This is a genomic window from Arthrobacter sp. B0316-5-4 (assembly GCF_059090325.1).
Genome location: NZ_JBNHFN010000004.1, coordinates 219,857 through 232,768 on the forward strand (window position 1 = coordinate 219,857; position 12,912 = coordinate 232,768).

At 64.9% G+C, this 12,912-nt stretch carries 9 protein-coding genes; 1 reads left to right on the forward strand and 8 read right to left on the reverse strand.

Features of this window, described 5'->3' with window-relative positions; genetic code table 11:
* Positions 1–38: 38 nt before the first annotated feature.
* Positions 39–419, reverse strand: coding sequence for a RidA family protein (locus AC5RU9_RS13080; protein WP_211711135.1), 381 nt, complete (start codon positions 417–419; stop codon positions 39–41).
* A gap of 55 nt (positions 420–474) precedes the next feature.
* Positions 475–987, reverse strand: a complete 513-nt coding sequence (locus AC5RU9_RS13085; RefSeq protein ID WP_211711136.1) for a GNAT family N-acetyltransferase — start codon at positions 985–987, stop codon at positions 475–477.
* A gap of 298 nt (positions 988–1,285) precedes the next feature.
* Between AC5RU9_RS13085 and AC5RU9_RS13090 the strand changes: the two genes are divergently transcribed.
* Positions 1,286–2,653, forward strand: a complete 1,368-nt coding sequence (locus AC5RU9_RS13090; RefSeq protein WP_494016772.1) for an LLM class flavin-dependent oxidoreductase — start codon at positions 1,286–1,288, stop codon at positions 2,651–2,653.
* Positions 2,654–2,669: 16 nt separating this feature from the next.
* On the opposite strand, the gene AC5RU9_RS13095 is transcribed toward AC5RU9_RS13090, so the two are convergent.
* From AC5RU9_RS13095 to AC5RU9_RS13120, 6 genes are all read right to left on the reverse strand, one after another.
* On the reverse strand, positions 2,670–3,878 hold the full coding sequence (locus tag AC5RU9_RS13095) for an AAA family ATPase (protein ID WP_211711138.1): 1,209 nt from the start codon (positions 3,876–3,878) through the stop codon (positions 2,670–2,672).
* 10 nt (positions 3,879–3,888) lie between these two features.
* Positions 3,889–4,713, reverse strand: a complete 825-nt coding sequence (locus AC5RU9_RS13100) for an inositol monophosphatase family protein (protein ID WP_494016773.1) — start codon at positions 4,711–4,713, stop codon at positions 3,889–3,891.
* A complete protein-coding gene (gene ligA / locus AC5RU9_RS13105) occupies positions 4,710–7,007 on the reverse strand; it encodes an NAD-dependent DNA ligase LigA (RefSeq protein WP_494016774.1) in 2,298 nt (765 codons plus the stop codon). The genes AC5RU9_RS13100 and ligA overlap by 4 nt, the downstream gene beginning before the upstream one ends.
* Positions 7,008–7,046: 39 nt before the next feature.
* Positions 7,047–7,652, reverse strand: coding sequence for a hypothetical protein (locus AC5RU9_RS13110; RefSeq protein ID WP_494016775.1), 606 nt, complete (start codon positions 7,650–7,652; stop codon positions 7,047–7,049).
* 89 nt (positions 7,653–7,741) lie between these two features.
* Positions 7,742–12,196 carry a type VII secretion EssC family protein gene (locus AC5RU9_RS13115; protein WP_494016776.1) on the reverse strand — a complete coding sequence of 1,485 codons (4,455 nt, stop codon included), beginning with the start codon at positions 12,194–12,196 and terminating at the stop codon, positions 7,742–7,744.
* Entirely contained in the window at positions 12,193–12,897 is a 705-nt protein-coding gene (locus AC5RU9_RS13120) for a hypothetical protein (RefSeq protein WP_211711143.1), read from the reverse strand. The genes AC5RU9_RS13115 and AC5RU9_RS13120 overlap by 4 nt, the downstream gene beginning before the upstream one ends.
* Between the last annotated feature and the right edge of the window lie 15 nt (positions 12,898–12,912).

Below are 12,912 nucleotides of genomic sequence, written 5' to 3' on the forward strand. Positions count from 1 at the left end.
CCCAGGCGGGTACGTTTTTTACGCCTCAGATGGGCGCGCTACGCGGACTTCTGCGCTACGAGCTCGATCTCCACCAACATTTTCGGGTCCAGGAACGGCAGCACGTGGACAAGGGACAGCGTGGGACGGATCTCGCCGAAGACCTCGCCGTGCGCTCGGCCGGCGTCTTCCCACTTGCTGATGTCCGTCAGGTACAGCTTGGACTGGACGACGTCCTCGTAGGAGAAGCCGGCGTCCTGGAGCACCGAGCCAAGCTTTTCGAGGATGAACGTGGTCTGCGAGTAAAAATCATCGCCAACAATGCCGTTTTCGCCGGATGCTGCCGTAGCGGAAATGAAGAGGGTGTTGTCCACCTGGACCGCGCGGGAGTAGCCAAGGGTCTGTTCCCAGACCGAACCCGTGCCGAATGTCTTGCGCATGCCGCGCCTTCCTGTCGTTGCGCCCGGCCCGGTGACCGGCGCTTCGAAGGAAACTTTATGACTGCCCGAGCTCGAGCCTGTAAACGAACAGTTTTATGTCGGTGCCGGGCACGAACCAGTCCCGGTGCGGGGCACGGTCAAAGCCGGTCCGGGCGTAAAGGGCATTGGCACTCTCCCACGTCGCACCCGTGGTCAGGGATACCGCGTTGATCCCGTCCATGGCCTTGGCCTGGTCCACGACAGCCTGGACCAGCGCACGGCCTGCCCCGGAACGCTGGACCGCCGGGTCCACCACGAGAGTGCGCAGTTCCAGTTCGTCCTCCAGCCCGATGTCCGAGAAGCCGCCACCGGCCGGAGCCGCGGTCACGGACCCGATAACCTCTCCGTCACGCTCAGCCACCAGCACGTCGGCGTGCTCTGCCCGGCCCGCCACGTCCTGGAGTTTCTGCAGGTACGGGTGTTCGGCGTCACCGTAGTACCCCGCGGTGACGTAGGAGTCCTGCGTAATGCGGGCAACGGCGTCGTAGTCTTCGGGCAGGGCGGGACGGACGGTAATCGGCGAAAGCACCTACCAATGGTAGTCGGGCAGCATGCATGCCACGCACCAAACAGCGCTTTCCGTGACGGAACTATCAGTCATGAACAGAAGGCACGACGCCGGTTGCCCGGGTTGCGTCCGCTCCAGCAACTGGCTTTTTGTGTTGCCTTCCGTGGCGTCGAATTGAGCCGGATTGCGCGCGGTGAACCCCGGTTTCGTGCTGTTGCGGGCACATGTCGGAGCGCTGGCGGAGTCCGTTGGGGGCGTGCTTGAGTTGCCACACACCACAGCCTGCCTCCCCCATCCGGTATGAACCGAGGAGAACCCCATGACTGAACCACAGCGCCACCTTCACCTCAACGCCTTCCTCATGAGCACTGGCCACCACGAAGCGTCCTGGCGCCTGCCTGAGAGCGATCCACTGGCCGTCACCAAGGTTGAGCATTACCAGCACCTGGCCCGAACAGCCGAACGCGGAAAGCTGGACTCCATCTTCTTCGCCGATTCCCCGGTCCTGTTTGGGGAAGTGGGCCGCCGTCCCGCCGGCAAATTGGAGCCCACGGTTTTGCTGACCGCCATTGCGGCGGTCACGCAGAAGATCGGGCTCATCGCCACAGCTTCCACCACCTACAACGACCCCTTCAACCTGGCACGCCGCTTCGCGTCCGTGGACTGGGTCAGCGGTGGCCGGGCAGGCTGGAACGTGGTCACCACTGCCGGACCTGACGCCGCACGCAACTTCGGTGTAGACGATCAACCCGCCCATGCTGTCCGCTACGAACGGGCCGCCGAATTCATCGAGGTGGCCCGGAAACTCTGGGACAGCTGGGAAGACGACGCCGTACTCGCGGACAAAGCCGAGGGCGTGTGGGGCGACGACACGAAAATCCGGGTCATCGACCACGAAGGGAAGCATTTCCGGGTCCGGGGTCCGCTTAACGTCCCGCGCTCCCCCCAAGGCCACCCCCTGATTGTGCAGGCGGGATCATCGGAGAACGGCAAAACCCTCGCAGCACAGTACGCGGAAGCAGTCTTCACCGCCCACCAAACCCTCGCCGACGCGCAGGCGTTCTATTCGGACCTGAAAGCACGCACCGCTGCCGTGGGTCGTGACCCCGAGGGCATCAAGATCCTGCCCGGCATCGTCCCGGTGATTGGCTCCACAGAGGCCGAAGCGCTGAAGCTGGAGCGCGAACTCGACGAACTGATCAAGCCCGAATACGCGCGGGAACAACTCGCCAAGACCCTCCGGCTGTCCCCAGAAGACCTTCCGCTGGACCGTCAGTTGCCCGCGAACCTTCCCTCCGAAGATGAAATCGAGGGAGCCAAAAGCCGGTACACGTTGATCGTGGAACTGGCCCGCCGCGAGAAACTCACCGTCCGGCAACTGATCGGCCGTCTGGGTGGTGGCCGTGGACACCGCACCTTCTCCGGCACCCCCGAGCAGGTGGCGGACGCCCTCCAGGACTGGTTCTTCGCAGGAGCTGCGGACGGTTTCAACATCATGCCGCCCGTCCTTCCCTCCGGACTGGAGGTCTTCGTGGACCAGGTGGTGCCGATCCTTCAGCAGCGCGGCCTCTTCCGCACCGAATACACGGCCTCCACGTTGCGTGGACACTACGGACTGGCGCGGCCGGAAAGCCAGTACGCCCACGCCGAAGCCCAGGCGCTCACCTCCATCGGATCAGCTTTCTAGAGCGGCCAGGGGCACCTTAGCGCTTGGGCCAGCTCCACAGCGGACCCTCCAGGGAACCCAAACCCTTGATCCTGGTTTCGCCCAGGTCCTTATACAGCTCATGCTCGTGCGCAGCGCCGCTGTCGCGAAGGGCCTTGAGGAGCGCCTCGGAATGGGTCACGACGATCATCTGGCTGCTGGCACTGGCTTGGACAATCAATCCAGCCAGTGCCGGCATCAGGTCCACGTGGAGGCTTGTCTCCGGTTCGTTCAGGACCATCAGTTCCGGCGGCCTCGGCGTCAGGAGCGCTGCCGTGAGCAACAGGAAGCGCAACGTACCGTCTGAAAGTTCGGCGGCTTTCATGGGCCTCAGCATCCCGGGTTGGCGAAGCTCCACGCTGAACCTGCCGTCGTTGACGGCGATCTCCAGGCGGCTTCCGGGAAAGGCGTGGTCGACGGCGGCATCCAGCTGACGCTCGAAGCCCACCTCCCGCAGCGTCTGGAGAGCGGCCGCCAGGTCCCGTCCACTATGGTGCAACACAGGTGTTCGCGTGCCGATCTGGGCTTGCCGGGCGGGAGCATCTGCGTCGGTGCGGAAATGGTCGTAAAACCGCCAGGATCGAACCGAGTCCCGGACACGCAACACTTCCGGGGCCCGGTCCTGGTCCGAGACTTCTGTCAGCATGCTCTGGAAGGTATCGAGCCGCCGTGAAAGCTCGGTCCATTCCCCGCCGGGTTCCCGCAGTTTGGCGAGGCTTCCCTTGCGATCAACCAACAGCGAACCCGGGCGTGCCACGGGTCCCGAAAAGATCTGCTCCCTTTTGATCTCGGGGTCCAGGCTGAACGCCGAGGGCCGGGGCCTGCCAGTGGCTTCATCAAAACCGGAGCCGCTGGCAACCGGCATGCCGAGGTCCACCAAATATCCGAAGTCGTCACCGGAGTAGCCCAGTTTCAGGTTCACGGATTCCCGGCGGACCGTTCCCTGGACGGGAACTTCGCCGCGCCGCATGGCTTCGCTGATGGACTCCGGCCCGGCCCACAACGTGGACGACAAACCGCCGTCCCTGGCCAGGGAACCCACCACGTTTCCGGAATCCCCGCCGGCGCATTCGGCCAACAGCCGCAAGGCACGGTACAGCGAGGACTTGCCGCTGCCGTTGGCTCCAGTCACGACATCCAGGCCGTGCAACTCCATGGCAAGGTCCCGGATGGAACGGTAGTTGGCGATGGCGAGAGTAGTGATCACAGGGCGGTGGTCACAAAGGGAATTTGCCGGACAGTTCCAACGCCCCGGCGCACATCCACGCCGCCAAGCGGTCCTCGGTGCTGGGTCCGCCGTCGAGCGGGCTTCGAAGCCGGGGCCGTCGCACCCAGCAGCCTGCCTCTTCAGCGATCAGCGCACCCGCCGAGAAGTCGTGCTCGTTGAGCCCACGTTCCCCGTAGGCGTCAAAGGTGCCATCCGCCACCATGCAAAGATCCAGTGCCGCGGACCCCAGGCGCCGGACATCGGCGAAACCGTCCATCACCGCGCCCAGTCCCTCCACCTGGCTTGCGCGCGTGGCGGGATCGTAACTGAAACCCGTGGCCAGGATCAGCCCCTTCCGCCCAGGTACCGGACCTTCGAGCCGTGTTGAGTGACCACCAGCTTCCACCCAGGCCCCGTGTCCGCGGGCAGCCGAATAGACCCGGCCCAGTGCCGGCGCGTGCACCACTCCGGCCAGCCACACGCCGTCGGAGTCCGCCACGGCAACGGACGTTGCGTAGTAGACGATGTTGCGGATGAAGTTGGTGGTTCCGTCCAGAGGATCAATGGACCACCGATACCCTGAATGGTCCTGGGGCCGGGTGGTTCCGTGCTCCTCCCCCGTCAGCGCATCACGGGGGCGTTCGGCCAGGATAGCGTCGCGGACCGCGTTCTCCGCCGCGACGTCGAAAGCGGTGACCCAGTCGCCTGCTTCCCCTTTGTTGGTGGTTTCCAGGCCTTCCCCGCCGGTCCCGGTGACGGACCGACGGGCAAGGACAGCTGCGCCGGCAGCAGCGGCGCGTTTGGCCACAGCGAGCAGCTCCAATGCATCGGTCATTCGGATGCTGCCTCCGCTATCGGGTCAGGAACCGCGGCCTCCGCGTTGTCCGGTTCCACGTCCGTCGTCGCCGGCCCGTTGGCCAGCAGCTCGCGGAAGCCGTCCTCGTCCAGCACGGGAACCCCCAGCTGTTCGGCCTTGTCCAGCTTGGTCCCTGCACTTTCGCCGGCCACGAGGTAGCTGGTGTTCTTGGAGACGGATCCCGACGCCTTGCCACCGCGGATGATGATGGCTTCCTTGGCCTCGTCCCTGCTGAAGTTCGGAAGCGTTCCGGTGACCACCACGGTGAGGCCTTCAAGTGTCCGCGGCATTGAAGAGTCGCGCTCATCCTCCATCCGGACTCCCGCAGCAGCCCAGCTGTCCACGATTTCGTTGTGCCAGTCCACGGCGAACCACTCCTTGAGGGCCACGGCTATGGTGGGGCCCACTCCGTCCACGTGCGCCATTTGCTCCTCGGTGGCGTTACGGATGGCGTGCATGCTGCCGAACGCTGTGGCCAGTGCACGGGAAGCGGTAGGGCCGACGTGGCGGATGGAGAGTGCCACCAGCACGCGCCACAAGGGCTGCTTCTTGGCTTTCTCCAGTTCCACAAAGAGTTTCTCGGTGGTCGCCGTCGGCTTGGACGGGGACTTGGCGGTTCCCTTGGTGTAGAAATACGGGACGAGTTCGAACTCCCCCGTGCCCACGCCCTTGGAACGCTTTTCCCTGCGGATCAGGACATCGGCAAGGTCCTCGCGCGTCAAGCTGAACAGTCCGGCCTCGCTGGTCAGCGGCGGGGTTTCCGGCTCAGCAGGCTGGGTCAGTGCAACGGCCGCCTCCCAGCCCAGCGCTTCAATGTCGAACGCACCCCTGCTGGCGACGTGGAACACGCGCTCCCGCAACTGGGACGGGCACGACTTGGCGTTGGGGCAGCGGATGTCCACGTCCCCTTCCTTGGACGGCGCCAGTGGCGTACCGCAGGAAGGGCATTCGGTGGGCATCACGAACTCGCGGACGGGCGGGTCCTGCTTGTCCCGCAAGGCCAGGACGGGGCCAACGATTTCGGGGATGACGTCGCCGGCCTTTCGCAGGATCACGATGTCCCCGATCATGACGCCCTTGGCCTTGACGACGTCCTGGTTGTGCAGGGTGGCCATGCCCACTGTGGAACCGGCGACCTTCACGGGCTCCATCAGGCCGAACGGCGTGACCCGCCCGGTCCGGCCGACGTTGACCATGATGTCCAGGAGCTTGGTGTGCACTTCTTCCGGCGGGTATTTGTACGCCGCCGCCCACCTGGGCACCCTGGAGGTGTAGCCGAGGGCGCGCTGGGTGGCGAAATCGTCAATCTTGACCACGATGCCGTCGATCTCGTGAAGGAGGTCGTGGCGGTGCTCGCCGTAGTGCGCAATGAATTCGAGGACGCCTTCGTAAGTGTCCAGCACTTTCGAGTAGGGACTGACCGGCAGCCCCCATTCGGCGAGCAATTGGTACGTTTCCGACTGGCTGGTCGCATCCAGTCCCTCACGGGCGCCGATGCCGTGGACGAACATGCTCAGCGGACGCTTCGCCGTTTCGGCCGGATCCTTTTGCCGCAGGGAGCCCGCGGCCGCGTTGCGTGGGTTGGCGAGGGGAGCCTTGCCCGCGGCCACAAGGCTCTGGTTGAACTCCGTGAACCCCTTGGAGGGGATGAACACTTCGCCCCGGATTTCCACTTCCGTCGGGTAACCGGAGCCGCTGAGTTCCCGGGGGATCTCCTTGATGGTGAGGACATTGTGAGTGATGTCTTCCCCGGTGGTGCCATCGCCGCGAGTGGCCGCGCGCACCAGCTTGCCGTCCCGATACAGGAGGTTCACGGCGAGGCCATCGATTTTCAACTCCGTCAGCCAGTGGATAGGCGGCACCCTGTCACCGAGCTTCGCGACGGATGCTTCGGCCTTGCGGACCCACGCTTCGAGTTCATCCAGCGAAAAGACGTCGTCAAGGCTGTACATCCGCTGCAGGTGCTCCACTGCGGCGAACGCCGATGAGACTTCCCCACCGACCTCCTGCGTGGGGGAATCGTTGGAGACGAGCTCCGGATGAAGAGCTTCCAGCTCCTCAAGGCGACGGTAGAGTTCATCGAACTCTGCGTCCGAGACCGTGGGTGAGTCTTCCTGGTAATAGGCATACCGGTACTTGCGGACGAGGTCGGCTAATTGCTCATATTCGTCCCGCAACGACCCTGAAGGCGGGGTCCCTTCCGCTTCGACGACGGCGGCCGCCGCACCTTCACCTGTGGTTTCTACCGGATTCGCGATTTCTGGTGTGCTCACAGGTCTATCTTGCCGCAAGCGACCGACATTAAAGCGCTGCTAGTGGGAGGAGAGCCGGTTCTTGCTCCAGAGCGCGAATCCCAATCCGCCCAGGCCCACCAGCAGCACGCCACCCAAGATGCCGAACAAGCCCATCAGGTTGGGCCCGGTGAAGGAGTTCGATGCCAACACTGCGGCCTGCGTCGCATGGCCCTTGTCCACGGGCGTGTTCCAGTTGGAGGACTTAGAGGGACTCGGGCTTGCGGTGCTGGGGCTCGCTGAGGGAGTTGCCGACGGCGTTGCTGACGCCGCCGTGGTTTCAAGGGCCTGAGTTGGTTCCGGCGTGCTTTGTACCGGGTTGGCCACCTGGGGTGCCACGGTGACGAACTGCGTCACCGGCGGCTGCTGGGGAACCTGCACGGGAGGGGCGGGCGCAACCGGTGGCGGCGCGGGCTGGGTCTCGCGTACACGGGTCGGCTCCGGCTTGGGTGCGGGCTTCTGATCCAGTTCGGGAGCCAGCCCCGGTTGGGTCGGCGTCGGGCCCTCCACTCCCCCGGTGGGAGCGCAGGTCAGCTTCCCTCCACAGGGGACGGCCTGGGCAGCGCCGGCCGGTGCCAGCAGCAAGCCAGCGGCCAGGAAAACGGCAGGGACAACGGAGTGTCTCATGAAAGTAACCTCAGCTGGGGCGTTGGGGCGCCCCGAAATTGGGGGTGTTTCGAGAAATCCTCCTACATCCTCCTACGCGTCGGCAAATCCTAGCCCCGGTTCTCGGGTGGCATGGCGATCTGGAGCTTGCGTACTTTTCCGCGGCCCACGATGTACCCGCGGCCCGGAATGAAGTCCGGGCTGACACGGCCAAGCGAGGTGTTAAGCAACGAATCGCCCTCCACATCTCCTGGGTTCAGCAGCAACCCGCGACGCCCGGACTTGAACGGCTGGGCGAGGGACCAGGCCTGCGACCAGGTGGACGTTTCGGACTCACCTACCACCCACTGGTCGGCCTTGATCGCTGCCGTGACCAGCCGGCCGACGCCGGACTCGGCCAACGTGTCGGTGAACTCTGTCAGTCCCTCGATGAATATGGCCATGGTGCCCGGATTATCCGACGCCTTGTCGATGAGGTCGTCGACCACATCAGAGACCTCGTCCGGTCCCACCAGGGACCGGCTCCAAATGTTCAGGTCCGCAACCGCCGAGCGCCGCGACCCGATGTAGATGAGGTCCGTTCGGGGATTGGAGCGGCGCAGCGCATATGCCAGGGTGACCAGTGCCACCGTTCGCCCGGCACCCGGGGGTCCCGCAAGCAGGAGCGAACCCTTGGCCGCAATGGCGGCGGGGCCGAGGGTCTCGTCGTCGACGCCGATGACCGGGTTATCCGGAGCGCCGCCGGGCAGGATGTCCAGGTCTACCAGTTCGGGCAGGCGCTGGATCTGGGGCGCCTGCTCGAGGCCCTGGCGGATCATTGCCTGGCTGAGCTTGGCCACTTCCCTCGCCTGCAGGGCAAGGTTCGAGTTGCCGCCCAGGACGGCGAGCTGGACTTCCAGTCCGTCCAGCAAGCCACGCCCGGGAGGCGAAGCGGCGTTGAGGACGTCCTTGGGAACGTCAAGGGTCATGTAGTCGTCTTCGGAACTGAGGCGAAGGACCAACCGCTTCTGGATGGAAGCAAGGAGCGACGCCGGAACGGAGTTGGTGCGGTCACCGCTCACGACCAGGTGGATGCCCAGGGGACGGCCGTCCGTGGCGAGGGTCAGGAAGATGTCCCAGAGCGTGGACAGCTTGCTGTATTCGTACCCTTCACGGAAGGAAGACATACCGTCCACCAGAATGAAGATGCGCTTCTCATCCGGCTTGTTGGCCAGCTCGCGGTATTCGACGATTGTAGAGGCGCGGACCTCCGCAAACCGTGCTGCCCGATCGTCAGCCACTTCCTTGAGCCATCGGAGCAGTCGGCCAACTCTTTCCACGTCGTCGCCGTTGATGATCTCGCCCACGTGTGGAAGACCGTCGAGCATCTTCAGGCCGTTTGAACCACAGTCGATTCCGTAAACGTGCACGGGTCCGCCACGGGGTGTGACGGCCGCGGCGATGGCGATGCTGCGCAAAGCTGCCGACTTACCGGATCCGCCCGTGCCGTAGACGGCCATGTTGCCGTCCTTGTCCGGCTCGTAGAAAACGGTGGGCTGGTCCTGGTGGGCGGGGTCATCGGCGACTCCCAGCAGGAGCCGCTCATCGCTTCGCGGGTTCGGGAGCTTGGAGAAGTCGTAGGTGATAGCGAGTTCGTTGAGCCACGGCTTCCTGGGAGGCTGGATCGACAACACGTCAGCTGCCCGGATGATGTTTCCTGTCATCCTGGCAATGTCGTTGGGGCCGGCAGGTTCTTCCTCTCCGTGCTGGTCCAACGGCGGTTCCCATGCGGGCCCGGACCCGAACGCCATCTCCACAATGTCGATGCGGGGACGCTGTGGCTTCTCCGTGGTCCAACCACCGGCGTAGCCGGTCTGGAAACCCTGGATGCGTCCCGGGCCGGTCTTCGCGGCACCACGGCCGGGAATCGAAGGATCAAAGTAGGCGGCGGTGGGCACGCCCAGGATGTCCACGGCGTCCACTTCGTCGGCCATGCGCAACGCAACGCGGAGATTGGTGTTGGCGCGCAGATTGTCCTTGATGACACCGGCGGGCCGCTGGGTGGCGAGGATCAGGTGCAGGCCCAGGGAGCGGCCACGCGCGGCGACGTCCACCACGCCGTCGACGAATTCTGGAACTTCGGTGGCGAGGGCCGCGAATTCGTCCACGATGATGATGAGGTACGGCGGCGCTTCGGGATCTGCTTCGCGTTGCAGCGCCAGCAAATCCTTGGCTTTCTTCCGGTTCAGGAGGCGTTCGCGGTAGTGCAGCTCGGCGCGCAGCGAGGTCAGCGCCCGGCGGACCAGGTGTGGTGAAAGGTCGGTGACCAGGCCTACGGTGTGTGGCAGGTGCAGGCAGTCCGCAAACGCCGCGCCGCCCTTGTAGTCAACGAACAGGAAGCTGACACGGTCCGGGCTGTAGGCGGCGGCCATACCCATGACCCAGGACTGCAGGAACTCGGACTTGCCCGCGCCGGTGGTTCCACCCACCAGGGCGTGTGGTCCCTCGTTCTTGAGGTCCAGGTAGAACGGCTCCACGCCCTTGGAACCCACCAGCGCGCGAAGGCTGCCGTTGTCCTTGCGGTTCGGCACGGCGGTGGCGTGGACGGAGTTGTTCTCCTGCCAGCGCTCGGCAACGGCCTGCGGGTTGTCCATCAACTCCTTGCCGATCAGCGTCGCATAGGAGACGGCACGCGGGAGGTCGGAGTCGTCGTCGAGCGGGTTTCCGACGTCCACCAGTGGTGACATCATGCGCGCAAGTTGCGTCGCGAGCTCCGCATCGACGCTTTCGCAACTGACCGGATACGTATGGCGTCCCAGGCGGACCTGGCCCGTGGTGGTGCCGTGGTCGCCGTCAACGGAAAGGAAATCGCGGCAGGCCGCTGGCAGGGACTGGACATTCGCGGCAACCCACATGATGTGGACGCCGTAGTCGGGGCCCCGTTCCACCAGGCGGGTGAGGCGTCCGCGGTCCACGGGAGCATCGTCCTCGACCACCACCAGGACCGCCGGAACAACGGGACCAGGGAGCTCTTCGTGTTCGTCCTTAAGGCCGGGACGCAGTTGCGGACCCGGTTCCTTGGCCATGGACTCGCGTTCTTCAAGGAGGTTCTCCAGACGGGACAACAGTGCGGCGCCTGCCCCGGGGCCGGCCGCCAGATGGTCCCCTGAGAGGGGGCTGTGGCCCGAGCCTACGTGCGGGAGCCATTGCAACCAGTCCCAGCGTTCCCGTGAACGGGCCGAGGTCAGCGCCGCCACAACCACTTCCGCCGGGGAGTGCAGGCCTACCAGTTGAAGCACCACGCCGCGTGCGACGTCATCCACCACACTGCGATCGCCCGCTACGCCGAAGGACCCGGAGGTGCGCAGCTGCGAAACGATCGGGACGCCCTCAATAACGCGGACCTGCTGCAGGCACTCCTGGATTTCCCGCATGTATTGGGGTTCGGTTTCGTTCGCGCCGGGTTCCTCAAATTGGATACGGGACGGCGCCGAGCCCAGCCCGAACCGTACGCCCAGGAAGTGCTGGTGTTCGGGCCGGTTGGTCCACAGGAGCGGGCCCAGCTTATAGATCGCGTCCACGGTGTCGCTGACGGACGGCGTTTCCTGCAGCCGGACGGCCCGCTCAATGTTTTGCTGCCGGTCGATGTCCTCACGGAAGGCCAGCATGGCCGCCTTGAACTGTTTGTGGCCTTCCTTGGCCTGGCGCTTGCTTTGCATCTTGTGGTCCACGTAGTGGCCGACGATGAAGAGCGGCATCATGGCCATGAACAGCACCGAGAGCAGGTTTTGGGTGACGGCGAAAAGCACGCCGCCCATCAGCAGCGGCGCCACCAGCATGATGTACGGGAACGGCTGGTGCTCGGGACGCTTCGGCCCGGCCGGCGGCACCCGCTTGGGTGACTCGAACCTGGGCAGCACCCGTGGCGAGCGGTTGAAGTCCACCAGCGGCGAGGACGGTCCACCACTGTGGTTCCGCGATAAGGCAACCACGCCCACGGTGGTGTCACCCAGCGTCACTGTATCGGAGGAACCAAGGGTGGCCCGGGTGACGGGCAGCCCGTCCATCAGCAGGCCGTTGGCTGAGTTCGTGTCAACGATCTCGACGGTTTCACCCACTGTGACCCGCGCATGGCGCTTTGAGGTGAGCGGATCGGAGAGGCGGATGTCCACGTCCCGGTCCCGGCCGATGTAGCTGGTACCGAAAGGCAGCGAAAATTCGCGGCCGGCGTCGGGCCCTGACATAACGCGCAACGTCGCCGCCGCCGGTCCCCTGTTGTGGCCGTCGGCGTGGCCGTTCGAGGCGAACTGCTCGCTCACCTGCGCAAGGGAGACCTTGGATCCGGGCCGTAGCCCCGACTCCAGCAGGTTGTCGGTTGGCCGGAGGACATGTCCGGAAAGTCCACCGCCAACGAACGCTTCATCGACGCTGATGGACAGGTTCGACGGCGGTTCGGTCCCCTTGCGCGCGGGGTCCGCAGCCCACAGCTCGGTGGCGATGTCCGCGACGGTGGCGCGGCCATCAACTGTGACGGCGAGGTCCTTGGCTTCCGCCGGGTCACGCCGCAGGGTCAGGCGGAACTTCATGCTTCGTCGGCTCCAGTCATGGTTTCAAGGAGGTGCAGGTCAGCTGCCGTCACCAGGTGCGAGGTCACGGCGTGCTCAACGAGCCGGGCCCTGCGGTTGGTGGCGAGTTTCCCGGCTCCCCCGCGCAGGCCAACCACGCCTACGCGGTCCAGTTTGTCGCACACGTTGTCCAGCTTGCGGTTGAAACGGGTCAGTGCCCACCCCAGCCGTTTAGCGGCCTCCGCGGATGAGGGAATGGCGCTGAAACCCGTGCCGTCACGCCGAAGCATGGGCTCGGCCAGCGCAACGATGAGTGCCTTCTGCGAATCGGTGAAAACCACGGGCCCGATGGTGGTGTCGCCCGCCTGATCCTCTTCGCGTGCCTCATGGCGGAAGGACGGGGTCTTCAAATGCACTGCAAACTCGTAAGTGGTGGGACCGGCCGTGAAAATCACGTTGGTGTGGCTGAACACCAACGGAATCCGAGCCCCTGGAGCCAGCCAGGCCTGCATGCCGCCGGAACCGTCCGCGATGGTGGCGGACAGCATGCTGCCCACGTTGCTGAGCCACCAGATTCCGTCGTAACGGGCAATCTGCAGGAAGCGCCGGTGCAGGTACGGGTTGTCATCGACCTCAAGGTCGCCTTCGCGGCCGATGTCGAACACGTCCTCGTCGGATGGTTCGTACCATTCGCCACAGAAATCTATTGCTAGATCCCCCATGATCTGTGCCTCCTC